Annotated in this window: 19 protein-coding genes and 1 tRNA gene; 11 read left to right on the plus strand and 9 right to left on the minus strand. The window is 70.2% G+C overall.

Annotated elements, in window-relative coordinates:
- Position 1 precedes the first annotated feature (1 nt).
- The gene (locus KOL93_RS05085; protein ID WP_260405935.1) at positions 2-655 is read left to right on the plus strand and encodes a response regulator transcription factor; all 654 of its coding nucleotides are present in this window, start codon (positions 2-4) and stop codon (positions 653-655) included.
- Positions 656-711: 56 nt separating this feature from the next.
- Here KOL93_RS05085 and KOL93_RS05090 read toward each other — a convergent pair whose 3' ends face one another.
- Positions 712-1,194, minus strand: coding sequence for a Dps family protein (locus tag KOL93_RS05090; RefSeq protein WP_221584247.1), 483 nt, complete (start codon positions 1,192-1,194; stop codon positions 712-714).
- 182 nt (positions 1,195-1,376) lie between these two features.
- Here KOL93_RS05090 and KOL93_RS05095 point away from each other — a divergent pair, with 182 nt between their 5' ends.
- Positions 1,377-1,907, plus strand: coding sequence for a gamma carbonic anhydrase family protein (locus KOL93_RS05095; protein WP_221584248.1), 531 nt, complete (start codon positions 1,377-1,379; stop codon positions 1,905-1,907).
- Between the two features lie 7 nt (positions 1,908-1,914).
- Here KOL93_RS05095 and KOL93_RS05100 read toward each other — a convergent pair whose 3' ends face one another.
- Together KOL93_RS05100 and KOL93_RS05105 are read right to left on the minus strand one after the other, a co-directional pair.
- Positions 1,915-4,860: a helix-turn-helix transcriptional regulator gene (locus tag KOL93_RS05100; protein WP_221584249.1), complete on the minus strand. Its 2,946-nt coding sequence runs from the start codon at positions 4,858-4,860 to the stop codon at positions 1,915-1,917.
- Positions 4,857-5,081, minus strand: a complete 225-nt coding sequence (locus KOL93_RS05105; protein WP_221584250.1) for a hypothetical protein — start codon at positions 5,079-5,081, stop codon at positions 4,857-4,859. Before KOL93_RS05105 ends, KOL93_RS05100 begins: the two co-directional genes overlap by 4 nt.
- A 180-nt stretch (positions 5,082-5,261) precedes the next feature.
- Here KOL93_RS05105 and KOL93_RS05110 point away from each other — a divergent pair.
- Positions 5,262-5,332 (plus strand) — tRNA-Gly (locus KOL93_RS05110).
- 73 nt (positions 5,333-5,405) lie between these two features.
- Here KOL93_RS05110 and KOL93_RS05115 read toward each other — a convergent pair.
- From KOL93_RS05115 to KOL93_RS05125, 3 genes are read right to left on the minus strand one after another with little or no spacing between them, the layout of a single operon-like run.
- On the minus strand, positions 5,406-8,813 hold the full coding sequence (locus tag KOL93_RS05115; RefSeq protein WP_221584251.1) for an error-prone DNA polymerase: 3,408 nt from the start codon (positions 8,811-8,813) through the stop codon (positions 5,406-5,408).
- Complete coding sequence (locus tag KOL93_RS05120; RefSeq protein WP_221584252.1) at positions 8,813-10,369, minus strand: DNA polymerase Y family protein; 1,557 nt, start codon at positions 10,367-10,369, stop codon at positions 8,813-8,815. The genes KOL93_RS05115 and KOL93_RS05120 overlap by 1 nt, the downstream gene beginning before the upstream one ends.
- Positions 10,366-11,070: a hypothetical protein gene (locus KOL93_RS05125; RefSeq protein WP_374107109.1), complete on the minus strand. Its 705-nt coding sequence runs from the start codon at positions 11,068-11,070 to the stop codon at positions 10,366-10,368. Before KOL93_RS05125 ends, KOL93_RS05120 begins: the two co-directional genes overlap by 4 nt.
- 106 nt (positions 11,071-11,176) lie before the next feature.
- On the opposite strand from KOL93_RS05125, the gene KOL93_RS05130 reads away from it, so the two are divergent.
- Positions 11,177-11,719, plus strand: coding sequence for a 2'-5' RNA ligase family protein (locus KOL93_RS05130; protein WP_221584253.1), 543 nt, complete (start codon positions 11,177-11,179; stop codon positions 11,717-11,719).
- Between the two features lie 288 nt (positions 11,720-12,007).
- Here the strand turns inward: KOL93_RS05130 and KOL93_RS05135 are convergent, their stop codons facing one another.
- The 3 genes from KOL93_RS05135 to KOL93_RS05145 form a co-directional block, all read right to left on the minus strand.
- Positions 12,008-12,958, minus strand: coding sequence for a hypothetical protein (locus tag KOL93_RS05135; protein ID WP_221584254.1), 951 nt, complete (start codon positions 12,956-12,958; stop codon positions 12,008-12,010).
- A 221-nt stretch (positions 12,959-13,179) separates the two neighbouring features.
- Positions 13,180-14,217, minus strand: coding sequence for an App1 family protein (locus tag KOL93_RS05140; RefSeq protein WP_221584255.1), 1,038 nt, complete (start codon positions 14,215-14,217; stop codon positions 13,180-13,182).
- Between the two features lie 6 nt (positions 14,218-14,223).
- Complete coding sequence (locus tag KOL93_RS05145; RefSeq protein WP_221584526.1) at positions 14,224-14,862, minus strand: DedA family protein; 639 nt, start codon at positions 14,860-14,862, stop codon at positions 14,224-14,226.
- A 130-nt stretch (positions 14,863-14,992) separates the two neighbouring features.
- Between KOL93_RS05145 and leuS the strand changes: the two genes are divergently transcribed.
- The 7 genes from leuS (at position 14,993) to KOL93_RS05180 (ending at position 25,533) form a co-directional block, all read left to right on the plus strand.
- On the plus strand, positions 14,993-17,560 hold the full coding sequence (leuS, locus tag KOL93_RS05150; protein WP_308291544.1) for a leucine--tRNA ligase: 2,568 nt from the start codon (positions 14,993-14,995) through the stop codon (positions 17,558-17,560).
- A 109-nt stretch (positions 17,561-17,669) separates the two neighbouring features.
- On the plus strand, positions 17,670-18,158 hold the full coding sequence (locus KOL93_RS05155; RefSeq protein ID WP_221584257.1) for a transporter substrate-binding domain-containing protein: 489 nt from the start codon (positions 17,670-17,672) through the stop codon (positions 18,156-18,158).
- Positions 18,155-19,159: a cation diffusion facilitator family transporter gene (locus KOL93_RS05160; protein ID WP_221584258.1), complete on the plus strand. Its 1,005-nt coding sequence runs from the start codon at positions 18,155-18,157 to the stop codon at positions 19,157-19,159. Before KOL93_RS05155 ends, KOL93_RS05160 begins: the two co-directional genes overlap by 4 nt.
- Positions 19,160-19,310: 151 nt before the next feature.
- A complete protein-coding gene (locus tag KOL93_RS05165) occupies positions 19,311-20,207 on the plus strand; it encodes an SDR family oxidoreductase (protein ID WP_221584259.1) in 897 nt (298 codons plus the stop codon).
- 50 nt (positions 20,208-20,257) lie between these two features.
- Positions 20,258-22,459: a catalase gene (locus tag KOL93_RS05170; protein WP_221584260.1), complete on the plus strand. Its 2,202-nt coding sequence runs from the start codon at positions 20,258-20,260 to the stop codon at positions 22,457-22,459.
- A 201-nt stretch (positions 22,460-22,660) separates the two neighbouring features.
- Positions 22,661-23,278: a ComEA family DNA-binding protein gene (locus tag KOL93_RS05175; protein ID WP_221584261.1), complete on the plus strand. Its 618-nt coding sequence runs from the start codon at positions 22,661-22,663 to the stop codon at positions 23,276-23,278.
- Positions 23,275-25,533: a ComEC/Rec2 family competence protein gene (locus tag KOL93_RS05180; protein WP_221584262.1), complete on the plus strand. Its 2,259-nt coding sequence runs from the start codon at positions 23,275-23,277 to the stop codon at positions 25,531-25,533. Before KOL93_RS05175 ends, KOL93_RS05180 begins: the two co-directional genes overlap by 4 nt.
- Position 25,534 lies beyond the last annotated feature (1 nt).

Below are 25,534 nucleotides of genomic sequence, written 5' to 3' on the forward strand. Positions count from 1 at the left end.
CATGGGATCTGAACCGCTGCGCCTCGTCGTCGTCGAGGACTCCATGCTCCTGCGTGAGGGGCTCGTGCGGCTGTTCTCGGAGGCCGGGTACGTGACCGCCGGCGCCTTCGGCGACGCCGCGGACATCGTCGACCGCGTGCGAGACGCCCGCGCCGATGTCGCGGTGCTCGATGTCCGTCTTCCGCCGTCGTTCCGCGACGAGGGAGTGAGGGCGGCGCTTGCGCTGCGCGCGGCGCTGCCCGACCTGGGGATCCTCGTGCTCAGTCAGTACGTCGAGACGGTCTATGCGCGCGAGCTGCTCGCGGGCGGCGGCGGTGTCGGCTACCTGCTGAAGGACCGCGTGACATCGCTCGACGACTTCACCGATGCCGTGCGCCGGGTGAGCGAACGCGGCACCGTTCTCGATCCGCAGGTGGTGTCGCGCATGCTGGTGACGGCACCCGATCCGGTGGCGATGCTCACGCCGCGCGAGCGGGATGTGCTCGAGCTCATGGCGGAGGGGCGGACGAATGCGTCGATCGCCGCGAAGCTGTTCATCGGGGTCGGCGCGGTGGAGAAGAACGTGCGGGCGATCTTCGTCAAGCTCGGCCTCGAGGAGTCGACGAACGATCATCGTCGTGTGATCGCTGTGCTGCGCTATCTCGAGCGCCGGTAGAGACGACGCGGCCCCCGGGAGAGATCCCGGGGGCCGCGTGCCGCGTGGGCGTCAGATCACTCGGAGACGTGGGCGACGAGGAACCAGCGGTCCTTCTCGAGGCCGGCCTTGATGCCGATCGCCGTGTCCTGGCTCGTGAGGTCGATCTCGTCAAGGCCCTCGATGGCTGCGTCGAGGCTCTTGATGACCGCGTCGATGTCGTTCACGACGCCGGCGATGACGTCAGACGACTGCGCGAAGCCGGCCGGGGCGCCCGTGGAGGAAACCTTCTCGGCGACCTGGCCGAGGCGGGCGTCGATCGGGAGACCGAGGGCGACGATGCGCTCTGCCGCCTCGTCGGCCCAACCGCCCGCGTGTGCCACAAGCGTGTCGAGGAATTCGTGGACGCCGATGAAGTTGGCGCCGCGAACATGCCAGTGCGCCTGCTTGCCGTTGACGGTCAGCGCCTGGAGACCCAGGACGATGGGGGACAGAAACTGGCTCGCGGCGGCGGCCACGGTCGGGTCAGCGGCGGTCGCCTGGATGGTGGACTTGCTCATGGAGATCCCCTTTCGTCGGTGGCAGGGGCACTGTGCGCCCCTGTTGCAGACGAATCTACTCCTCCTGACGCATCGCGCAACCAAGGTGAGCCTGCGCTGATTCAGCTCGTGACCAGGGGAAAGATAGCCTGCCCTAAGTGAGGGGTGCCTGTGTTCGCCGACGCGTGAGTAGGCTCGGCGGCATGACGATCTCCGCGGCCGCATCGATCAGATCCCTGGGAGCGGAGGGGCCTGTCATCGACGACTCCGCGTTCGTCGCGGAGGGGGCGCGCATCATCGGCGACGTACACCTCGCCGAGTCGTCGAGTGCATGGTGCAATGCCGTGCTGCGCGGGGACGTCGCGCCGATCCGCATCGGACGCGCGAGCAACCTGCAGGACAACGTGACGGTGCATGTCGACGCCGATCATCCGACGATCCTCGGCGAGTACGTGTCGGTCGGGCACAATGCGGTCGTGCACGGCTGCGAGATCGGAGACGGAACCCTCATCGGCATGGGCAGCGTCGTGCTGTCGGGGGCGAGGATCGGCGCCTCGTGCCTCATCGCCGGCGGAGCCGTAGTGCTCGAGGGCACCGAGATCCCGCCCAGATCGCTCGTGGCGGGCGTCCCGGCGAAGGTGCGGCGCGAACTCACGGACGACGAGGTCGCGCGGATCCGCCGCAACGCCGAGCGCTACGTGGCGCACTCGCGGCAGCACGCCGCATCGATCTGACCGCGGCTCATCCGAGGTCGCGCGCGAGATGAGCCGCTTCGGTGCGCGTCGACGCCCCGAGCTTCCGAAGGATCGCCGACACGTGCACACTGGCGGTCTTCGCGCTGATGAACAGGCGCTCGCCGATCTGGCGGTTCGTGAGGCCCTCGCCGACGAGCGCGAGCACCTGGCGCTCGCGCGCGGTGAGGAGCTCGTCGGGGTTCGCTGCGGCGCGCGGTCCCGCCGCACGGGCGAGTTCCTGGGCGCGGGTGAGCGTGAGACCCGCACCGAGCCGGTCGGACTCGATGATCGCGGCGTCGAGGGCCTCGCGCGCGGCGGCGCGGCCGCCGGCGGCGAGGTGCGCGGCCCCGAGCTCGGCGAGAGCGTGGGGGAGCAGCACGGCTGGCGCACCTTCGAGGCGGGCTGACGTCACTGCCCGCGCCCATGCCTGTGGCGATGCATCGAGCTCGGCGTCGACGAGCGGCGCCCACACCTCGTGGGTCGGCCACCACGCCGTATCGCCGACGATCCGGCGCAGGGCGGGGCCGGCACCGACCGCCTCTCGGAGCTCGGGGTCGCCGGAGCGGGCGGCCTCGGCGGTCACGCGCGCCGCGACCCAGGCGAACGGCTGAGTGTATCCGGCGGGCGTGAGCTCGGGATCGAGGTCCAGCAGGACGCGCGCCTCGCGCCAGGCGGCGCGCAGGTCGCCCCGTGCGAGGGCGAGTTCGGCGGAGAGCCGCCCGGTGCCCAGCAGGGACTGCATCTCTTGCGTCGCTGTCGCGGACAGCAGTGCGCGATGCCGGTCGTGCAGCGCCGTGGCGTCGTCGACGCGGCCTCGCCACAGGAGGAGGGAGGTCTTGACCCGTGCCAGGTAGGTGAAGAACGTCGACGGCCCGCTCATCGAAAGCGCGCCGTCGACGATGCGCTCGGCCTCGTCCCACGATCCTTGCGTCATGAGGGCGTCGGCCAGGTTCGAGGCGAGGATGAGTCCTGACGCGCGATCCATGCCGAGCCGTCGTGCCGCGGTCGCGCCCGCGCGTGCCAGCGTCTCGGCTCGTCTGGGCTCGCCCAAGCGGTGCGCCAGGTCAGATGCGTTCACCCAGTAGCGCAGCTGCGCGGCGGCGTCGTCGCCGGCGAGCTCGCGCGCCCGTTCCATCTCGGCGCGAGACTCGTCGACGAAGCCGCCGTCGCCGAGCGCGGTCGCCGCGATGTTGGCGCCGATGGACTCGAGGGACGAGTTGCCGAGCTCGTGGGCGAGCGCCGCACCTCCTCGCGCGAGGTCGATGGACTCGGTTCTGCGCCCGGCGAGCATCAGGCGCCCGGCGAGCGCCGTCATGATGTCGGGACGCAGCCGTGCGATGACATCGGCACGGGCTCGCGTGACGTCGTCGGGGAGGGCGTCGAGTGTCGCGAGCGCCTCGCGATACGCCTCGATCGACCCCGGCTCGGCGAGCAGTGCGAGGGCGCGCGCCTCGTTCGTCAGCAGAAGCGCGCGATCGATCGACCCCGGCTCGCACTGGTGGAGCGCCTGTCGCAGGAGGCTGAGGCTCCGGGTCGTCTCTCCGGCGTTGCGCAGATACGTCGCCGCCCGGCCCATCAGCTCGAGACGCGACATCCCGGCGGCCTCCTGCGGATCTGCGACGGAGTCCCACAGCGACAGCGCCTGCTCCGCGTGCTGCGCGGCAGAGGCGTATGCCAGCGAGGCGCGGGCCTCGCGCATCGCCCGGATCCAGGCCGCGAAGGCGCGCGGTGCGTCGCGGGCGGCCGTCCAGTGGTGCGCGATCGCGGCGCTGACGGGATCCGTCGTGCGGTCGGCGAGTTCTTCGTAGACCGTCGCATAGCGGTGGTGCAGTCGCTCCCGCTCGCCGGGGAGGAGGTCGTCGGCGATCGCCTCGCGCACGAGCGCATGGCGGAATCGGTAGGAGGGGGGATCAGCCACGATCAGCCCCGCCTCGATGGCGGCGCGCGCGTGCGAGGTGATGTCGGCGTCGTCTCGCACGTGGGCGAGGAGCTCGTGGTGCACCGAGAGGCCGCCGACGGCGAGGTGGCGGGCGAACTCCTGGACATCGCTCGGCAGGCGTGCGTAGCGGACGAGCAGGAGATCGCGCAGGTCGTCGGGCAGCGGCGCCGCGTCGTCGTCGCAGGCGTCGAGGTCGACGAGCTCCTCGACGTAGAACGGCACGCCCTCGCTCCGGGCGAGAAGTCGGTCGATGGCCTCGACCGTCGGCGCGGTCGGTGCGAGCTCTTCTGCCATGCGTCTCGTCGCGTCGCGGTCGAGGCGCGCGAGGTCGAGGCGCGTGACGGACCGGTCGCGCGCGAGCTCGCCCAGAAACGGGCGGACACGGTGCATTCGGCCGATATCCTCTGTGCGATACGTCAGCACGATGAGGAGACGTGCGGCGGTGATCGTACGGGTGAGGAACCGCAGGATTCCGAGGCTCGCGGCATCGATCCAGTGCAGGTCCTCGATGGCGAGCACGAGCGGTGCTTGACGCGATGCCCCTTCGAGCAGGACGGCGATCGCCTCATGCAGGGGACCGGGAGCGGCGCCGCGGAGGGCGGAGGGGCCAGCGGCGGCGTCGCCGTCGAGGAGGGTGGGGAAGATACGGGCGAGCGCCGCCGTGCCGTGACCCGCGATGGCGCGGGTGGCGTCGGCGCCGAGGTCTGTGACGAGGGGGCGGAGCGCGCCAGTAATTGACGTGTGCGCTTCGCCGACCTCGCCGAGGTCGACGCAGTGTCCGACGAGGAAGCGCACATCGTCGTGCTGCTCGCGCAGCGTCTGCAGGAGCCGGCTCTTGCCGATGCCGGCCTCCCCGGCGATGACGGCCGTGCGCGGAGCACCGGAGCGGACGTCGTCGAGGAGAGCGTCGAATGTCGCGAGCTCTTCGTCGCGTGCGACGAGCGGCGCGGCGTGCTTCCTCGATATCACCCGCTCATCGTCCCACGGCGCGCGGATGCCCGGCAGAGCGGTCATGCCGTCAGTCGCGCGGCGAAGCGACGCAGTCGGCGACGAAGCGCGACGGCGATGCGAGCGACGGCGGTCGTCGCCCGCGGTGGCTGCGCGATCGGTTCCGCTGTGTGGTCGCGTCGGCTGGCGCGGCGTTCGTCGAGCGCCCGTATCCGGGCGATCCTCTGCTCGGCCTCGCGGACGTGTTCGTCGTACGCGGCGATGGCGATTCGGTGGTCGGTGTACATGAGAGCCTCCTGCGTGCGGATGTGCTCTCACGATCGCGAGTAAGGCGGGTCCCGGACATCGGGCAGATGCCTCATCTTGAGGCATCAGAGGTGCCTCAGACGCGCCCGGGCGTCGCCTGGTTCGAGGATTCGCGGCCGAATCGGATAGACTCTTCCGAGTCGCCTGAAACCGGCGACAGCGGGGATGTAGCTCAATGGTAGAGCCCCAGTCTTCCAAACTGGTCACGCGAGTTCGATTCTCGTCATCCCCTCTCTGAGCTGAGGCCCCTGCTCGTCGCACCGCGACGGGACAGGGGCCTCTCGCATCCGCGTGCTCCGCCGCTCTCATCGGAAGTCCCTCGAGCGGTGCCCGATGCCCACCCGCAGATCCTCGAAGCCGTCCGCGACGATGTTGACGACGCCCTCGGGGGACCGCTCGAGGATGCCGCGGGCGATGAGCGCCGGTCTGTCTCGCACGAGACGTCGATATCGTGTCCAGACGCCGACGGAGCAGACGACGTTCACGAGGCCGTACTCGTCTTCGAGGTTGAGGAAGGTGATGCCCGACGCGGTCGCGGGGCGCTGCCGGTGCGTCACGAGGCCCGCGACCTCGATGCGTCTGCCGGTCTCATGCGTGCGCAGCTGGGTCGACGAGAGGACGCCGCGCGCATCGAGCGGTGCGCGGAAGTGCGTGAGCGGATGGTCGTCGGTCGAGACGCCCGTGGCCCACAGGTCGCTCGCGAGTCGTTCGTAGCTCGACGGATCCGCGAACAGCGGCGGCTGCACTGACAGCGCGGTGCCCGGCAGGTACTCGGCGCGATCCTGTGCGGCCGCTCCTGCGACCCAGAGCGCCTCGCGCGTGGTGTGCCCGAACGGGGCGAAGGCGCCGGCCGTCGCGAGAGCCTCGAGCTGCGTCTCGGTGAGGCCCGTGCGGCGCACGAGGTCGGACATCGACGCGAAGGGGCCGGCGTCGTCGCGCTCGCTCACGATGAGCTCGGCCGTGCGCTCTCCGATGCCGGTGACGCCTGCGAGGCCGAGCCGGACCGCGAATCCCCCATCGCGGCGGTGTGCCGCGGACTCATCGGGCGCCGACTGGTCGAACGGCGGAGGGGGGACCACGGCGTCGACGAGACAGGTGTCGCGGCCCGTGGCGTCTCGATGCGCCCGGTCGAGGGGCTCGAGCGTCTCGCGGACGCCGGAGCGCAGGATGTCGGGGCGGCGCACCTCGACCCCGTGGCGACGGGCGTCGGCCGTGAGAGTGGCGGGAGAGTAGAACCCCATGGGCTGGGATCGCAGGAGACCGGCGAGGAACGCCGCGGGGTAGTGCAGCTTGATCCAGCTCGATGCGTACACGAGGAGGGCGAACGACAGCGAATGCGATTCGGCGAACCCGAAGTTCGCGAACGCCTGGATCTGCGCGTAGAGCTGGTCGGCCTGCTCGCCGCGGATCCCGTTCGCGGCCATCCCGGCGAAGAGCTTCTCCTTCAGGCTCTCGATGCGCTCCTGGCCCCGCTTGGATCCCATCGCCCGACGGAGGAGGTCGGCGTCTTCTCCCGTGCACTCGCCGATCGCCATCGCCATCTGCATGAGCTGCTCCTGGAAGACGGGGATGCCCTTCGTGCGCTCCAGGACCGGCTCGAGCTTGGGGTGCGGATAGGTGACGGGATCGAGGCCCATCTTGCGGCGCACGAAGGGATGCACGGCGCCGCCCTGGATGGGGCCGGGGCGGATGAGGGCGATCTGGATGACGAGGTCGTAGAACGTGCGCGGCTGCAGTCGGGGGAGCAATCCCATCTGGGCGCGCGACTCGACCTGGAAGACGCCGATCGAGTCGGCACGGCAGAGCATGTCGTAGACCGCAGGCTCCTCGCGGGGGAGATCGCGCAGGTCGAACTGCTCTCCCGTGGCGCCGGCGATGATGTCGAAGCAGTGCTGGAGGGCGGCGAGCATTCCGAGGCCGAGAAGGTCGAACTTGACGAGCCCCATCCATGCGGCGTCCTCCTTGTCCCACTGGATGACGGTGCGACCGGGCATGCGCGCGTGCTCGATCGGGACCACCTCGCCGACGGGGCGGTCGGTGAGCACCATCCCGCCCGAGTGGATCCCCAGGTGCCGCGGTGCCTTGAGGAGCTCGGTCGCATACGCGATCACCTGCGGGGGGATGTTGTGATCGGGGCCGGATTCGAGGAGTGCTCCCCAGCGTTCGACCTGGCGCGACCAGGCGTCCTGCTGACCGGGCGAGAATCCGAGCGCGCGTGCGACGTCGCGTACGGCGTTCTTGGGGCGATACTGGATGACGTTCGCGACCTGTGCCGCGCGCTCCCGCCCATAGCGTTCGAACACCCACTGGATGATCTCTTCTCGCCGGTCGCTGTCGAAGTCGACGTCGATGTCGGGTTCCTCGTCGCGCATCGCCGAGAGGAAGCGCTCGAAGGGCAGCCGATAGTAGATGGCGTCGACGGCCGTGATGTCGAGCAGATAGCAGACGGCGCTGTTGGCGGCGGATCCGCGTCCCTGACAGAGGATCCCGCGTCTGCGTGCCTCGGCGACGATGTCGTGGACGATGAGGAAGTACCCGGGGAAATCCTTCTTCTCGATGACGTCGAGCTCGTGTGCGATGCGCTCTCTGTCGGGCGTGGAGAGATGCGGATAGCGGTGAGGGACAGCGCCCCAGACGAGCTCGCGTAGGTACGACATCGGCGTGTGGCCCTCGGGGACCGGCTGCTTCGGCAGGGCAGGGCGGGCGGCGCGAAGCGGGAACACGAGCTCGTCGGCGAGGTGCGCGGTGCGCTCGACGGCGCCGGGGTAGCGGGAGAAGAGCCGAGCCATCTCGTCCCCGGAGCGCAGGTGCGCCGCGGCGTGCGCGGGCATCCACCCGTCGAGGTCGTCCATGCTGCGGGTGGCGCGGATCGCGGCGACGGTCTGTGCCAGGGGAGCCTTTCCGGGGGAGGCGTAGTGCGCTCCCGTTGTCGCGACGAGGGGCAGGGACAGTCGGGCCGCGAGGTGCGCGAGCTGGTCGTTGCGGCGGTCGTCGAGCGGATCACCGTGGTGCGTCAGCTCGACGAAGACGCTGTCGCGCCCGAACAGATCGACGAGGTGGCGCAGTTCGCGCTCGGCGGCATCGACCTGCTCGTCGGGGGAGGCGTCGAGGCGCAGCGCCTGCCCGACGGCGCCCTTGCGACATCCGGTGAGGACGGCCCAGCTGCCGGACGACTCCTCGCCGAGCTCGTCGAGGTCGTAGACGGGGCGCCCTTTCTCCTGCCCGCGCAGCTGCGCGCGGGTGATCGCCCGAGAGAGGCGGTGGTAGCCGTTCTCTCCGCGGGCGAGGACGAGCAGGTGCTGGCCCACGGGATCCGGGATGCCCTTCTGCGGTGCCGGCAGCTCGAGTGAGAGCTCGGCTCCGAATGCGGTGCGCACCGACGTGCGCTCGGCGGCCTCGGCGAAGCGCACGATTCCGTAGAGACCGTCGTGATCGGTGATCGCGAGCGCGTCGAGGCCGAGTCGCTCCGCCTCCTCGACGAGATCTTCGGGGGAGGAGGCGCCGTCGAGGAACGAATACGTCGAGTGCGCGTGCAGCTCGGCGTACCGGACGCGGTTCGTGCCCCGGGAGATCATCGGCATCTCATCAGCGTGTGCGCGACTCCCGGCCGGGATGTCTCCGCCGTCGACGGCGGCCGGGCGCGGATCGGGTCGGCGCCCGCTGAGTGTGCGTTCGAGCTCGTTCCACGGGATCGGGGGATTCTTCCAGCCCATCAGGCGTACCGGCCTTCCAGCCACCACGCATCGCCCTCGAGCACGGCGAGCCAGGCATCTCCGGTGTCGTCGACGAGCTGGAATCGGTGCGCGCGTCGGGAACGTGCGGGATCCCATGAGCGCTCGATGATCGGCCACGGGCCGGCCCACGAGGCGATGCGCCGTCGTTCGATCAGCGCGGGCGCCGTCGTGAGGAAGCCGCGTTCGTCGACGGTGACAGGAGCATCGTGTGCGCCGCGGACGCGCACGGGGCGTGCCTCGTGGAAGATCTCCGAGGGCAGGGGAGCGGGGAGAGCGCCCGGCCACGGGAGGTCGCGGCGGCGAGGGGGTGTCGACGCATCGCCCCAGGGCAGGAGCATCTCGCGCTCGGCGAGCCATCGCCCTCCGCCGACGGCGGGAGTGAGGACGCCGCGGTGACCGAGCGCGCTCTGCACGCGCGTCATCGCGTGGTGGCTGCGTTCGTCTGGGCCCTGCCCGAGGAGGGCGGGCTGGTGCCCTGCGGCGTCGTCGACGGCGTCGGGTTCGAGGAGGACGCGCGAGACGCCGCCGGTGAGGGCGGGGGAGTCTCGCGCGGGCTGCAGCTGCCAGCGCACGCGATCGACGACGCTCGACGCGTCGAAGCTCTGCGGGTGCTGCCAGACGCGCTCGCTGCGTCCGTCGTGGTCGCTCTCGATCGTGATGCGCACGGCCGTGCAGACGAGACCGGCGGACGCGAGCCCGTCGCAGAACGCGTCGGCTGTCTGTCGCACGGCGAAGGCGACCTGCTCGGCGAGCTCGAGGGGAGGCTCGAGGTCGAGGCTGCGCGCGAGTTCGGGCGGCGGGACGCGGGGGACGACGACGCGCGAGTCGGCTCCGGCGGCGAGGTCGTGGAGGCGGGCGCCGGATGCGCCGAGCCGGCCGAGAACGCGCCCCGCGGGGAGCTCGGCGAACCCGCCGAGCGTCTGCACGCCGAGACGCGCGAGGAAGAGAGCGAGGTCGTCATCGCCGAGGACGGAGACGGGCAGCGGCGCGAGGAATGCCGCGGCCTCGCCGCGGGGGACGATGCGAACGGCGTCGACGGAGGTCGCGGTGCGCGCCGCCTGCTCGGCGGTGAACAGGCCGTCGGCGACACCCGCCCGGGCGTCCGCGATGTCGTCTTCGCGCAGGGCGCGGAGGAGCGCCTCCGCCGCGGGATGTTCGCCGCGATAGAAGCGCGCGGGGCCGCGGGCGCGGAGGGCGGCGACGCCGGGGCGCAGAGGCTCGACCCCGGGCGCGAGCTCTTCGAGCCGGGTGAGCACGTGATGGAAGGCGCGCTCGTCGCGCCCCTCGTCGGCGGAGAGGACGCGCAGCCGAGAGCATGTGCCCTGCGCGTCGCGGCGTCGCTGCCCGCGGCGGACCCCTTCCGCACGTGCGGAGGCCGAACAGGCGACGACGCGGCCGTCGTGCACGACGGCGAGAGGCTCGTCTGCAGAGGCCCTGACTCTCTCGACGGCTTCGCGCGCCTGCGTGCGCAGGAAAGCGGTGATCGGCCAGTCGGGCAGCCACAGCACGATGGCGCGTTCGGCGGCAGTGCTCATGCGCTCACCGCCCGCAGGTGAGGGCGGTGAGCGCGTGTCTCGAGGCGTTCGACGCCTCCAGAGGGGCCGGGAAGCAGGACGCGCACCGTGCGCGACCGTGGCATGCGCCTGCCCGCGGCCGCGACCGACACGGCGCGCGAGGAGATCAGGCCGTGTCCCTGTCCGATCCCGCTCCATTCGGGAGCGCTCATCGTGAGGGAGAGATCGGCGCCGCTCCAGGCTCCGACGACGAGCAGCGCGCTGCCGCGATCACGCAGGCGGGCCTCGAGTCGCGCGACCTCAGCCGATGTCGTGGCCCGGTGCGGGCGCACGGCGACGAGGGGGAAGACCTCGACGGCAGAGGAGGCGGCCTGCAGCCAGCGTTCGCCGGGCTGAGGGATGAGCACGAGCCGTGCGAGGTCGATGCCGTACGCCTCTGCCGCCTCGGCGGAGAGATCGGGCATGCCGACGATGGAGCACCACGAACCGTCTTGGGAGGACGCACCGAGGAGGGCGAGGAGGAGGCCGGCGGAATCGGACAGCGCATAGCTCGCACCGGGGCGCAGACCGCCCTCGGGGAAGAGGGGGGCGAGGGCATCATGAACCGGCAGCGCATCGACCTGTGCCGTACGACGCTGCATCTGGCTGATCTGCGCGCGCAGGCGCGAGACCATCGCCGGCTGATCCGCCTCCGCAGCGGCTCCCATGACTGCCATCTCCACACTCCCATTCTAGAAACTATGTTCGAAAGAGCAAAGCCTGACTCGAATACTGTTTCGAACCCCTGACAAACGAAGGGAGGGAATCAGATCGACACACGGCGTCGTCATGCGGTTGGCTGAGGGGATGACGTGCATGCGACGGACAGCACTGGTGATCAGAGTCCCCGAAGCTGAGTCAGCGGTGGGTGGCTGGTGTGCCCGCCTCGCTTCCGATGCCGTGCTCGGAGTGCCCGCGCACATCACCGTGCTCTTTCCGTTCGTCGCATCGGACGAGTTCGATCATGACGTGCGCGCTCGACTTGCCTCCGCGCTCGGATCCCTTGCGGCGTTCGAGTTCGCACTGGTCAGGACCGCATGGTTCGGGGATGACGTGCTGTGGCTCGCGCCAGATGATGACCGTCGCATCCGCACCGTCATCAGTGCTGCGGAGCGTGCATTTCCCACATTGCGTCCGTATGGCGGAGCATACGACGAGACGATCCCCCACCTCACGGTGGGTGATCGGAAGCCGCACAGCGAGTTGGTCACAGCAGAGAACGATGTGACGGCGAATCTGCCGATTCGGTGCCGGGTCGAGACAGTGACTCTCCTCGAAGAGCAGGGCGATGGCAAGTGGCAGGCCGCGGAGGAGTTTCCGCTGGGATCCTGACGCGCTCCGCCGAAGTGCACGCTCGTGTGAGCGGCTCATCGTGTGGCGAGGTCGTCGACGGCGCTGCGAAGACGACGCTCGCGAGCCGATCGACGGCGACGCATCCTTCCCGAGTGCGTTCCCGCCCTGAACAGGAGGCGGAAGGGCGTGTCCGCACTCGGGAACGAGGTTCGTGAGGTGCCCACATCGCGCAGGCGTCCTTCCCGCCCTGACGTGGGCCCGGAAGGGCGTGTTGGCACTCGGGAACGTCGAGAAGCGGCGGCACCGAACACGGATGAGCGCTCCGGATCAGCCCCGATCGAGTTTTCGACGGACGCGGCGCGACACTTCGTGCGATAGGTGGAAGACATGCCGTGAAGTAAGGCGCACATACGACCAGTCAGCTTCCTCGTATCGCGCGAATCGTTCGATGTCCCGCTCGAACTGCACGCGATCGAGGTGTCCTTCGCCCTCGTATTCGATCGCCAGTTTCCTGTGCGGATACGCCAGATCTGCGGCACCGATGAAGACATGTGCGTCGTCGTAGACGTCATGGTCCAGGACGGGCTCCGGGAGTCCTGCGTCGACGATGAGGAGGCGCGACCACGTCTCAGGGCGCGACGACGCCCCTGTGCGTGCCCGATCGAGAGCGTGGCGCAGGTTCGGAGCGGCCCGCCAGCGATGTTCGCTGAGGATCCCGGCAAGCGCCACGGATGTCGTGTACGGGTCCGTGCGGTCGAGTCGAACCAGGCCGCCGGGTGCGCGAGGGATGCGGAGCAGATAGTCCGTGGCGGCGACGAGATCGTATTCACGCAGGTGCGGCCCGAGCGTCGCCCAGGTCAACGCAGGATCCGCGACGCGCAGCCTATGCATCCGGCTCACGTGCCCCGACACACCGATGCGCGTTCCGCGGATCCCCGGGCGTCTCGGTGGTGTTCGCGGGAACTCGACGCCGACATGCAGGTGGGAATGGAGGCCGACGGGCAGAGGGACGCCGCCGATGAGCGCCGCCGTCGGGCCGACGAAGAACGCGTGCTCCGGCATGATCTCGGCGTAGGCGCGGATACGCCGCCAGGCGTCCGCGCGTTCTCCTTCGGGGCCTGGATCCGTCGAGTCGACCGCCTCGAACGTGCGCGCACCGCGGAACGGGGCGGCGAGCGCACGATTCCGCAGGCACTTCTCCGTGACGCCGGCCGCGCGTGCGGCGCGCACGGCGAATGCCTCTCCGAGTTCGTCGGGAAGTTCGAGAGGCGGCGCCATTTGACGACCGTGCCACGTCGCGCCGAAGCGCGCAGAAGTTATCCACAGGCACCACACGGGGGCCCTGGCAAGGTCGAGAAGCAGCGCTGCGGATTCTGTTCCCGAGTGCGGATCCGCCCTTCAGCCCGCGATCGAGGGCGTGTCGGCACTCGGGAGAGCCGGGCGAGGCGCCGGAGCGCGCACGGCACGCGGAACGGCGTCCCGAGTGCGGATCCGCACCCTCAGTCCAGCAGCCCCACGCGCTCGAGGCGCTTGGCGAGGCCGGCGCCGTCGTGTGACGACACCCATGGGACGCCGGCGGCCGAGTGGTCGTCGACGGACGTGCGCCCACCGGCGAGCACCGCCTCGGTGGCCGTCAGGCGACGGATCGCGACGCCCGCGACGGAGGACGGATACTCGGCCGTGAAGCGTGTGTAGATCTCGTCGTCGTGCTGGCCGTCGTCGCCGATGAGCAGCCACTCGATCTGGGGGAACTCCTCCGCGAGGCGCCGGAGGTTCGTCTCCTTGTGGTCGCGCCCGCTGCGGAACCAGCGGTCGTGCGTCGGCCCCCAGTCGGTGAGCAGCATGGATCCGCGGGGGAAGAGGTTCCGGTGGAGGAATCGGGTGAGCGTCGGAGCGACGTTCCAGGCGCCCGTCGAGAGATACAGCATCGGCGCGCCGGGGTGCGAGCGCACCACGCGCTCGAGCAGGACGGCCATGCCGGGGACCGGCTGGCGCGCGTGCTCGTTGACGACGAAGGAGTTCCATGCGGCGAGCAGCGGGCGGGGGAGCGCCGTGACCATGACGGTGTCGTCGACGTCGCAGATGACGCCGAAGCGCACCGCGGGGTCGACGACGAAGACGCGAGCCTCGACGGGTTCGCCGCCCTCGACCGACATCTGGAACGTCTGCCAGCCCGGCGCGAGATCCGCGGGCAGCACCGTGTCGATCACACCGCCGCGGTCGGCGACGATGTCGTGGTGCGCGTCGCCGATCGTCACGGTCACGGTCGAGTACGCGACGGCGATCCCGAGGAAGGATCGCCACCCGCGCACGCCGTCGTCGGCTCCTCTGCTCGCGATGGGCGGGAGGATCAGGACGCGGCCGACGACGCGGATCCAGCCCTCTCCTCCATATCCGGCGAACGGGACGATCTGCGGGGAGCGCCCCGAACGTCGGGCCATGCGCTCACGCCAGCCGTGGAAGCGTCGTTCGATTCGGGCGACCCAGTGGATCTTCGCGGAGGCATCGCGCTCGGCGCGCGCGGGGCGGGAGGACATCGCCCGTCAGTCTTTCATGTGACGGTGCTCATACCAGTGCAGAACCTTCTTGCCGACGACGAGAAGGAGGAGGCCGAGCGCGATGATGCCGAAGAACACGTAGCCGGCCCAGTGAGCGCTGTCGGCGAGTTCCCGGTACGTCTCGGCGGCGCCGGCGGCGATCGAGATGTAGATGCTCGTCCACAGCACGCACGCGGGCAGCGTCCAGGCGATGAACTTCCGGTAGGGGTAGCGGGACATGCCGACGGTCATGGGCACGAGAGAGTGCATCACGGGCAGGAAGCGCGACAGGAAGATCGCGATGCCGCCGCGCTTGCGGAGGTACACCTCTGCGCGTTCCCAGTTGCGCTCGCCGATGCGGCGGCCGAGCCACGAGTGCTGCAGATGCGGGCCGGCCCAGCGGCCGATCGCGTAGCCGATGCTCTCGCCCGCGAGTGCGCCGACGACCACGAAGGCGCCCAGGATGATGCCCTCGACAAGCGACGTGACGCCCATCGCGCTGACGATCACGACGGTGTCGCCCGGAACGATGAGACCGATGAGCACGCTCGTCTCGAGCATGATCGCGATCGCCGCGATGAGGATCCGCAGCCACGGCTCCACGCCCTGCACGAACTCCAGAATCGCGGTCAGGACTTCGTTGATCACGTGCGCCATCCTATGCGTGCGTCCGCACGTCGAGGTCGCTCCCGTCCGCGCGGTAGCCTGGACATTCCCGAGAACATCCGCGCGCGCGAGCGCGCGATCCCCGCAGAACCGATTGGCTCCATTCGACGTGTCACAGACTCCAGCTCCCGAGAACAGCGCGCCCGCCGAGGCGTTCGACGTCCACGCCATCCAGGCGAAGTGGCAGGCGCACTGGGAGCAGGATGAGACCTTCCTCGCGGGAGGCGACGCCGACAACCGTCCGCGCAAGTACGTGCTGCCGATGTTCCCGTACCCCTCCGGCGATCTCCACATGGGGCACGCCGAGAACTACCTCTACAGCGACATCATCGCCCGCTTCTGGCGGCACCGCGGGTACAACGTCCTGCATCCCGTCGGGTGGGACTCCTTCGGCCTGCCCGCCGAGAACGCCGCCATCCAGCGCGGCGAGGATCCCCGTGAGTGGACCTACGACAACATCGCACAGCAGCGCGCGAGCCTGAAGCGGTACGGCATCTCGTTCGACTGGTCGCGCGTCCTCCACACCTCGGACCCCGAGTACTACCGCTGGAACCAGTGGCTGTTCCAGCAGCTGCACGACCGCGACCTCGCCTACCGCAAGGAGAGCCCGGTCAACTGGTGCCCCAACGACCAGACGGTGCTCGCGAACGAGCAGGTCGTCGACGGCGCGTGCGAGCGCTGCGGTGCCGTGGTCGTGAAGAAGAAGCTGACCCAGTGGTACTTCAAGATCACCGACTACGCCGACCGCCTGCTCGACGACCTGAACCAGCTCGAGGGCGCGTGGCCGAGCAAGGTGCTGCAGATGCAGCGCAACTGGATCGGCCGCTCGGTGGGCGCCGACATCGACTTCGAGATCGAGGGTCGCGACGAGCGGATCACGGTGTTCTCGACGCGACCCGACACGCTCTACGGAGCGACGTTCATGGTCGTCGCTCCCGACAGCGACCTCGCGGCCGAGCTCGTCGAGGGCGCGTCGCCCGAGGTGCGCGAGCGCTTCCAGGCGTACCTCTCCGCGACGCAGAAGCAGACCGACATCGAGCGGCAGCAGGCGGATCGAGAGAAGACGGGCGTCTCGCTCGAGCGCTTCGCGATCAACCCGATCAACGGAGAGCGCCTCCCGATCTGGACCGCCGACTACGTTCTCGCCGACTACGGCCACGGGGCGGTCATGGCGGTCCCGGCCCACGACCAGCGAGACCTCGACTTCGCGCGGAAGTTCGATCTTCCCGTCCGCGTCGTCGTCGACACGACGGCTCCGATCACCGGCGCCCTTCCGGTCATCGAAACCGACGACGATGGCAACCTCATCGACCCCGAGCCGCTGCCGAGCCCCGTCGACACCGGCGAGGCGCTCACCGGCGAGGGTCGTCTCATGAACTCGGGCGACCTCAACGGGCTCTCCCAGCGCAACGCGATCTCGCGCGCCATCGAGATCCTCACGAAGAGGGGCACGGGTCGCGCCGCGAAGCAGTACCGTCTGCGCGACTGGCTGATCTCGCGCCAGCGCTTCTGGGGCACGCCGATTCCGATGGTGCACACGGATGACGGCCGCATCGAGAAGGTGCCCGCCGATCAGCTTCCCGTCACCCTGCCGCAGGCGAAGGATCTCGATCTCAAGCCGAAGGGTTCCTCGCCGCTCGGCGCGGCGACCGACTGGGTGACGACGACGGATCCGGTGACGGGCGAGGCCGCGCTGCGCGACCCCGACACGATGGACACGTTCGTCGACAGCTCGTGGTACTTCCTGCGCTTCCTGTCGTCGCAGGATCCGACCCAGGCGTTCGATCCGAAGAACGCGCTGCGCTGGGCCCCCGTCGACACCTACGTGGGCGGGGTCGAGCACGCGATCCTGCATCTGCTGTACGCGCGCTTCATCACGAAGGTGCTGTTCGACGGCGGCCTCGTCGACTTCACCGAGCCGTTCTCGAGCCTGATCAACCAGGGCATGGTCATCCTCGACGGCGCCAAGATGTCGAAGTCGAAGGGCAACCTCGTGCTGTTCAGCGACGAGCTGAACGCGCACGGCGCCGACGCCCTGCGCGTCGCTCTCGCCTTCGCCGGACCCGTCGAGGACGACAAGGACTGGAAGGACGTCCAGACCGCCGGTGCGACGAAGTTCCTCGCTCGCGCGCTGCGGGCCGCGGGCGACGTCACGAGCGAGACCGGTGTCAAGTGGGCCGACGGCGACCAGGCGCTGCGCCGCGTGACGCACCGCCTGCTGGCCGACGCGCCGGGCCTCGTCGAGCAGACGAAGTTCAATGTCGTCGTCGCGCGCCTCATGGAGCTCGTGAACGCCATTCGCAAGACGATCGACCAGGGTCCCGGCGCGGCGGATCCTGCTGTGCGCGAGGCCGTCGAGGTCACCGCCATGATCCTCGACCTCTTCGCTCCGCACACCGCGGAGGAGATGTGGGAGACGCTCGGCTACACGCCGTCCATCAGCCAGGTCACGTGGCGCCCCGCCGATCCGACCCTCCTCGTCGAGGAAGAAGTCACGGCGGTCGTGCAGGTCAACGGCAAGGTCCGCGCGCAGCTGCAGGTCCCCGCGAAGATCGACTCCGCATCGCTCGAGAAGATGGCGCGGGAGGACGAGAAGGTGATCCGCTCGGTCGGCGACAAGCAGATCGTGAAGGCGATCGTGCGGGCGCCGAAGATCGTGAGCCTCGTCGTGAAGTGATCTGTCGTCTCAGCTGACGAAGAGGGCGCCCTGCAGGGCGCCCTCTTCGTGTGTGGCCTGTGTCGCCACATCCCTCTATGCTCGGCGATGCCGCAGCAGGGAGGACATCATGGTCAGACATCGGACGCACGCGACTGCCGCGCTTCTGTGCGCGACGGTGACCGGCCTCACCGGGTGCTCTGGCGGATTTCCCGCCGACGCGCAGGGCACGCTCGATCGCGCGACCGACGGCACGATCCGCGTCGGGATCTCCGAGAATCCTCCGTGGACGCGGGTCGGGCCGGACGCGGCGGTGACCGGCACGGAAGCCGAGCTCGTGACCGCCTACGCCGACGCCATCGACACCACGATCGAGTGGGTGCCGGGGGCGGAGAGCGTCCTCGCCGAGAAGATGAGGAACGACGACCTGGATCTGATCGTCGCCGGGCTGACCGACACGAACCCATGGTCGTCGGAGATCGCGCCGACGAGGCCGTACGAGACGACGACGGACGAATACGGCACGACGCGGAAGATGGTGATCGGCGTGCGCCCTGGCGAGAACGCCCTCCAGCTCTCGCTCGAGCGGTTCCTCGCGGATCGGGCGGGAGAGATATGACCGGGAACGGAGAGCCGGCAGCTGAGGCGGACGCCTCGTCCGGTCGCGACGCCCTGCCCGACGAGCAGCGGAGGCTACTCGCCCGGGCGATCCGGCTGGAGTGGATCACGCTCGGGTGCCTGTCGGTGACGATCGTCCTGGTCGCGACGGTCGCCGGCCAGTCCCAGGCGATGAAGACCGCGTGGCTGGAAGACCTGATGTCTCTGCTGCCGCCGATCGCGTTTCTGGTGGCCACTCGCCGCATCGGACGCAGCCCTGACCCGGAGTTCCCGTACGGCCATCACCGGTCCATCGGCGTCGCTCACCTGATCGCGGCCTCGGCGCTGCTGGCCATGGGAGCCTTCCTGATCGTCGACTCCGCCTCGACGCTCATCGCCGTCGAGCGCCCTGCCGTCGGTCTGACGGTGCTCTTCGGATACGGGATCTGGTCGGGGTGGCTGATGATCGCCGTCATGGCGGTGACGAGCATCGCCCCCGTGATCCTGGGACGGATGAAGCTGAAGCTCGCCCGCCCGCTGCACGACAAGGTCCTGTTCGCCGACGCCGAGATGAACAAGGCGGACTGGACCACCGCGGTCGCGACGATCGTCGGCATCGTCGGGATCGGGATCGGGATCTGGTGGGCGGATTCCGCCGCCGCGATCCTCGTGTCGTTCTCGATCCTCCGCGACGGGGGAAAGAACATGCGCGCCGCGATCAAGGGGCTGACCGACGCCCGAGCCCGCACCTTCGATGAGAAGGAGCCTCACCCTCTCCTCGACGAGATCGAAGATGCGGCCCGTGCCGTTTCGTGGGTCGCCGACGCGCGCGCTCGCGTGCGCGACGAAGGGCACGTCTTCCACGTCGAGGTGTTCGTGATCGCGATCGACGGCGAGCAGGCGCGCGCGGAGCGCTGCGCTGCCCTGAAGACGAACCTGCGGGCCATCGATTGGAAGATCCACGACGTCGTCATCGCGCCGGTTCGCGAGCTTCCGCGCTTCCTGCGACCGCACGAGGGCTGAGGGAGCGGCGCCGGGTCCGCATCCGGCACGCGAGAGGGGGGCTTTCCTCCGTTCCCGAGGCGCGCTACGGTCGGCATCGTCACGAATCGGTAACGGCGTGGCCGTCATCCTCGGACACGTCACGCGCTGTCGAACAGGAGAGGCACAGATCATGACCCACGATCAGCTGACCTTCACGAACCCCGTCACGCGGTTCCCCGACATCACCCCGCCCAAGCAGGATCAGTCCGAGCCGGGTCTCGACGCGGAGCTCATCCCGCAGACCGACCGGGGCGAGGATTCGTATCGCGGCACCGGCCGGCTCTCTGGCCGCAGGGCCCTCATCACGGGGGCTGACTCCGGGATCGGTGCGGCCGTCGCTATCGCTTTCGCCCGCGAGGGCGCGGATGTCGCACTTTCCTACCTCCCCGATGAGGAAGAGGACGCACAGCGCATCTGCCAGCTCATCGAGGACGCTGGGCGCACGGCCGTGCGGCTGCCCGGGGATCTCGCCGACGGCGACTTCTGCGAACGCGTCGTCGACGAGGCGGCCTCGGCGCTCGGCGGGCTCGACGCCCTCGTGAACAACGCGGGGCGCCAGATCGCCGTCGAGAGCATCGACGACCTCGACGACGAGCAGTGGTCCCAGACCTACGACGTCAACATCCGGGCGATCTTCCGCGTCACGAAGGCGGCGCTCCGCCACCTCGTGCCCGGATCGACGATCGTGAATTCGACGTCCATCCAGGCCTACAACCCCTCGGCGCATCTGCTCGACTACGCCTCGGCGAAGGCCGCGATCAACAACTTCACGAAGGGCCTCGGGCAGCAGCTGGCGCCGAAGGGGATCCGCGTGAACGGCGTGGCGCCTGGCCCCGTCTGGACGCCCCTGCAGGTCTCCGATGGGCAGCCGAAGGAGGCGCTGCCCGAGTTCGGGAAGAGCACGCCGATCGGGCGCGCGGGGCAGCCCACCGAACTCGCCCCCGCGTATGTCTTCCTCACCTCCAGCGAGTCCAGCTATGTCATCGGCGAGACCCTCAACGTGAACGGCGGTACGCCGAGTCCGTGAGATCGCCTCACTCTCACCCGTCAGAACCAGAACGGAGCAGGAGACGCACCATGGCACACGAGACAGATGCACCGACGCCCGCACCGGGACGACCAGGACCTCAGCCGCCATCGCTCGAGGAGCCGGCTCAGCCGACCGAGCCGCTGCCCCCGAAGGCCGACCAGAGAGGCGCAGAACCGCGGACGCCGACGGGCGCCGTTCCCGGGGCCGAGGACGGCACGAACCGACAGCAGGGCGCCTACCTGACGACCTCTCAGGGCACCCGCCTGCGAGACAGCGATCACTCGCTGAAAGCGGGCCGGAGGGGGCCCGTGCTGCTGCAGGACCACCACCTGCGGGAGAAGATCACACACTTCGATCACGAGCGCATCCCGGAGCGCGTGGTCCACGCGCGCGGCGCCGCCGCCCATGGAGTGTTCGAGAGCTACGGCACGGCCGGATCCGTCACGCACGCCGACTTCCTCGCGCCGGATCGCCGGACCCCGGTCTTCACGCGCTTCTCGACGGTTCTCGGATCCCGAGGCTCGGCAGACACGGTCCGCGATACGCGCGGCTTCGCCACGAAGTTCTACACCGGTGAGGGCACGTTCGACCTCGTCGGCAACAACATGCCCGTCTTCTTCATCCAGGACGGCATGAAGTTCCCCGACGTGGTGCACGCCGCGAAGCCGCATCCCGACCGAGAGATCCCGCAGGCCCAGAGCGCGCACGACACGTTCTGGGACTTCGTCTCGCTGCACACCGAGGCGCAGCATCACACCCTCTGGAACATGTCCGATCGCGGGATTCCGCGTTCCTATCGCATGATGGAGGGCTTCGGGATCCACACGTTCCGGCTGTCCGACGGCGAGGGCGGCACATCGCTCGTGAAGTTCCACTGGAAGCCGATGCTCGGCGTGCACTCCCTGACGTGGGAGGAGGCGCAGATGGTCGGCGGCATGGACCCCGATTTCCACCGCCGCGACCTCGCGAACGCCATCGAATCGGGGGCCTACCCCGAGTGGGAGCTCGGAATCCAGGTGTTTCCGGACGAGCCGGAGCAGACCTTCGAGGGGATCGACCTGCTGGATCCGACGAAGTTCGTGCCGGAGGAGCTCGCCCCGGTGCAGCCGGTGGGGCGCCTCACCCTGAACCGCAACCCGGAGAACTACTTCGCGGAGACCGAGCAGGTGGCGTTCCATCCCGGGAACCTTCCGCCCGGCATCGACGTGACGGACGATCCGCTTCTCCAGGTGCGGCTGTTCAGCTACGTCGACACCCAGCTCACGCGCCTCGGCGGCCCGAACTTCGGCCAGCTCCCGATCAACCGCCCCCACGCGCCTGTCAACGACATGCTGCGCGATGGGTACGGCCAGCAGGGAGACCACGCCGGCGTCGCGCCCTACCAGCCGAACTCGCTCGACGGCGGCTGTCCGTTCCTGGCGAGAACAGGGGAACGCGCCTTCACCGATCTGCCCGTGCGGATCCCGGAGGGGGTGAAGGAGCGGGCGCTGTCGGCGACCTTCGACGATCACTTCAGTCAGGCACGACTCTTCTGGCGCAGCATGACGGCGACGGAGCAGCGTCACATCATCGCCGCCTACGCGTTCGAGCTCGGGAAGTGCTACGAGCCGGCCGTGCGGCAGCGACAGCTCCAGTGCCTGGCGAACATCGACGACGTGCTGTGCCGGGAGGTCGCGGGAGCGCTCGGCCTCCCGGTGCCCGAACCGACGGAACCCGTGAGCGACGGCGACCGCGAGAGCCCCGCGCTGTCGCAGCACGGCGGCGAGTGGCCGCTCGACGGCCGAGTGATCGGCGTCGTCGTGGACCCGGATGGCGACAATCAGGACCTGCTGTCCCTCCATGAGGAGATCGTCGGGGCCGGCATGGTGCCCCTGGTGATCGCACCTCGCGGTGGAGAGGTCGCCGGGGTGCCCGTGCACCGCACCTTCGCGACCGCGCGATCCGTCGAGGTCGATGCGCTCCTGCTGGCGGGCCGGCCGGCGACGGCACCGGACTCCGACGCCGCGGTCGACGCGAAGGCGGGCGCCCCCGCGCCGGACGGCATCGAGCCGCGGGTGGGCCTCCTGATCGACGAGTGCTGGCGCCACGCCAAGGCCGTCGGCGCCTGGGGTCCGGGCCGCGAGGCGCTCCTGGGGCGCATCCCGGGACAGTCGAAGGGTGCCGTGATCGGCGAGGACGGCGGCACCGTGCTGCAGGAGATCCGCAGCGTCCTGTCACGGCATCGGGTGTGGGAGCGGTTCGCGGCGTGAATCGCGGGCGGAAGTGAGACCCACGCGGCCTCGTCTGCCGCTGTTGCCCTCCGCGTCGATGAACGGGCGTCCCTGAGCTGGGCGCCCGTTCGGCGTGTCAGGCCGAGGCAGCGTGTCCACAATCCGCGGTCGGCGCGAGTTATCTGAGGTTCGGGGCGTGCGCGAGTGCGCCGAGATCCGGATCTCCCTAGCGTCGTGCGCATGGCGGATCTCGATGGCTTTCGCGCGGCGCCGGCTCGTTCCCGACTGGGCATCGGGGCGGCCATCCTCCTCGTGCTCGTCGCCCTGGCCGTGACGATCGGGATCGGCATCTGGCGCGGCGCGAGCGCCCCCGTCGAGGTCACGGGGGAGGATCCCGTGTTCGCGACCGAGACCGCCGAACCCGCAGTCGCCGGTGAGGTCTACGTGCACGTCTCCGGGCAGGTGCAGGAGCCGGGGATCTACGTGCTCGCGGCAGACGCGCGAGTCGTCGACGCCGTCGCCGCGGCGGGCGGATTCGCGGAGGACGCGCTCTCCGGCGGAGTCAATCTGGCGCGACCGGTGACGGACGGCGAGCAGCTCGTCGTGCCGAAGGAGGGCGAGGATCCGCCGCCCGCGGGCGCGGACCCGGGCACAGACCCGGTGGACGGCACCGTGAACCTCAACACGGCGGACGCCGTGGCGCTCGAAGCGCTCCCCGGCATCGGCCCCGCGCTCGCCCAGCGGATCCTCGACTGGCGCACCGACGAGGGCCCATTCGGGTCCGTCGACGACCTGCTGGCGGTCTCGGGCATCGGGCCGTCGGTGCTCGAGGGTCTCCGCGAACAGGCGACGGTGTGACACGGCGCGACCTGCGGCTCCTCCCCGTCGCACTGACGAGCTGGGCGGCGGCGCTCGCGAGCGTGCTCCTGCCGAGTGCGGCGGGAGGGATCGCGGTCGGTGCGTGGGCCTGCGCGTCGATCGTCCTCGCCATCGCGATCCGGGTGAGATCTGCCCGCATCGCCCTGGCGGTCGTCGTGCTCGCCTCCGCGGGGATCCCCGCGAGCCACGTGGCGTCGGCGGTGCCCGAACGCGAGGCGGTGGTCGAGGCGCTGGGGCGCGCGGTGTCGGATGCGGAGGTGCGGATCGCGAGCAAGGTCGAACCCGGGGCAGGGATGCTGCGCTTCTCGGGCGTCGTGAAGACTGCACGGGGGAGCGAGCCGGTGACGGTGATGTGGCCGGAGGGTGAGCGGAGCGCGGGGCTCGACCTCGGCGCGACCGTCGAGGTCGACGGGCGGGTGGCCCCGGCCCGCGCGGGCGAGGCGTCGGTCGCGCTTCTCCGTGCGACCGATGTGCGCGTCCGGGAGGGCCCTGGCCACGTGCTCGCGCTGTCGAGCGCTCTGCGTCGCGGGTTCGTCGAGGACGTCGCGCGCGGGCTCCCCGAACCCGGCGCCGGACTCCTGCCCGGCCTGTCGGTCGGGGAGACGAGCGGCGTCGGCGACGAGCTCGACGCCGCCATGACGGCGTCGTCGCTCAGCCACCTGACGGCGGTCTCCGGTAGCAACTGCGCACTCGTCGTGGGCATCGCGTTCGGCCTCGCGGCCCTCTGCGGTGCGAGGCGCGGCGTGCGGATCGGCGTCGCTGTCGTCGCTCTCGCGGGCTTCGTCGTGCTCGTGACGCCCGAGGCGAGCGTGATCCGCGCCGCGTCGATGGCCGCGATCGCAATGCTCGCACTCCTCCTGGGGCGTGCAGGGGCGGGCGTCGCGGTCCTGTCCCTCGCGGTCACGGTGCTCATGGCGACGGATCCGTGGCTCGCGGCGTCGTATGGCTTCCTCCTTTCCGCCGGTGCGACGGGCGCGCTGCTCCTGCTCGCGGCGCCGCTCGCGCGCGGACTCGCCCGGTGGATGCCTCGTGCGCTCGCACTCGGCATCGCGGTGCCGCTCGCCGCGCAGCTGGTCTGCGGGCCGATCATCGTCCTCTTCGCACCCGAGGTCGCGCTCTACGGGGTCTTCGCGAACATGATCGCGGGTCCCGCGGCGCCGGCCGCGACCGTGCTCGGACTCCTCGCCTGCCTCGCGCAGCCGATTCCGCCGCTCGCGCTCGGTGCCGCGGCGCTCGCCTGGCTGCCCTCCGCCTGGGTCGCCCAGACCGCCACGACGTTCGCGGCGTTCCCTGCCGCGAGCATGGAGTGGCAGGAGGGCTGGGCCGGTTTCCTCGCCCTGACGGCGCTCGGCGCCTCGGCGGCGGCGGCGATCGTGCCTCTTCCTGCGCGCAGAGTCCCGACGCTCGTCCGGCGCCTCTCAGTCGCGGCCCTCGCGGTCGTCATGGGCATGGGAGTCGGAACCGTCGCGCTGCGCACGGCCGTCGGCCCGCTCACGGCACCGCGCGACTGGCAGATCGCCGTCTGCGACGTCGGGCAGGGCGACGCGATCCTCGTCCGGTCCGAGGGGAGTACCGCGCTGGTCGACACGGGCCCGGACCCTGACGCGCTCGACACGTGCCTCACGCGCCTCGGCGTCGACGAGATCGATCTCGCCATTCTCACGCACTTCGATGCGGATCACGCGGGAGGTCTCTCCGCCCTCGCCGGACGAGCGCGGACGATCCTGCACGGTCCCGCCGAGACGGAGGGAGAGCTCGCATCTGTTCTCGGCATCGGCGCGGAGACGGTCCGAGAAGGGCACAGCGGCATGCACGGCACGCTCGGATCCGCATCGTGGCGCATCATCTGGCCCGCGCCCAAGACGCGGGCCTTCCCGCCGGGGAACGACACGAGCCTCGTCGTCGAGATCGCCGGCGGCGGCATCCCGCGCACGCTCCTGCTCGGCGACCTGTCCGAGTCGGCGCAGCGCCTTCTCGTCGCCCGGAGCGACCTCGGAGACGTCGACGTGGTCAAGGTCTCGCATCATGGCAGCCGCGACCAGCTCCCCGCGCTCTATCTCGCGATCGACCCGGAGATCGCGCTGATCGGCGTGGGTGAGAACGACTACGGCCACCCGCACCCCGACCTGCTTGCGACGCTCGCGCAGACGGGCGCCGCCGTCGGCCGCACTGACGCCGACGGGCTCGTGCTCGTGGGGGCGGACGACGGGCTCACGCTCTGGCGCGAACGGTAGC

Source organism: Microbacterium salitolerans, from assembly GCF_019720895.1.
In the GTDB taxonomy this organism is placed as follows: Bacteria; Actinomycetota; Actinomycetes; order Actinomycetales; family Microbacteriaceae; genus Microbacterium.

Bases quoted from the DNA above. Each gene is read 5' to 3' on its own strand.
- KOL93_RS05175 (WP_221584261.1), top strand. From the start codon at position 22,661: ATGGCGGATCTCGATGGCTTTCGCGCGGCGCCGGCTCGTTCCCGACTG.
- KOL93_RS05130 (WP_221584253.1), top strand. From the start codon at position 11,177: ATGCGGTTGGCTGAGGGGATGACGTGCATGCGACGGACAGCACTGGTG.
- KOL93_RS05105 (WP_221584250.1), bottom strand. From the start codon at position 5,081: ATGTACACCGACCACCGAATCGCCATCGCCGCGTACGACGAACACGTC.
- KOL93_RS05135 (WP_221584254.1), bottom strand. From the start codon at position 12,958: ATGGCGCCGCCTCTCGAACTTCCCGACGAACTCGGAGAGGCATTCGCC.
- KOL93_RS05165 (WP_221584259.1), top strand. From the start codon at position 19,311: ATGACCCACGATCAGCTGACCTTCACGAACCCCGTCACGCGGTTCCCC.
- KOL93_RS05090 (WP_221584247.1), bottom strand. From the start codon at position 1,194: ATGAGCAAGTCCACCATCCAGGCGACCGCCGCTGACCCGACCGTGGCC.
- KOL93_RS05085 (WP_260405935.1), top strand. From the start codon at position 2: ATGGGATCTGAACCGCTGCGCCTCGTCGTCGTCGAGGACTCCATGCTC.
- KOL93_RS05160 (WP_221584258.1), top strand. From the start codon at position 18,155: ATGACCGGGAACGGAGAGCCGGCAGCTGAGGCGGACGCCTCGTCCGGT.
- KOL93_RS05155 (WP_221584257.1), top strand. From the start codon at position 17,670: ATGGTCAGACATCGGACGCACGCGACTGCCGCGCTTCTGTGCGCGACG.
- KOL93_RS05140 (WP_221584255.1), bottom strand. From the start codon at position 14,217: ATGTCCTCCCGCCCCGCGCGCGCCGAGCGCGATGCCTCCGCGAAGATC.
- KOL93_RS05170 (WP_221584260.1), top strand. From the start codon at position 20,258: ATGGCACACGAGACAGATGCACCGACGCCCGCACCGGGACGACCAGGA.
- KOL93_RS05120 (WP_221584252.1), bottom strand. From the start codon at position 10,369: ATGAGCACTGCCGCCGAACGCGCCATCGTGCTGTGGCTGCCCGACTGG.
- KOL93_RS05095 (WP_221584248.1), top strand. From the start codon at position 1,377: ATGACGATCTCCGCGGCCGCATCGATCAGATCCCTGGGAGCGGAGGGG.
- KOL93_RS05100 (WP_221584249.1), bottom strand. From the start codon at position 4,860: ATGACCGCTCTGCCGGGCATCCGCGCGCCGTGGGACGATGAGCGGGTG.
- KOL93_RS05115 (WP_221584251.1), bottom strand. From the start codon at position 8,813: ATGGGCTGGAAGAATCCCCCGATCCCGTGGAACGAGCTCGAACGCACA.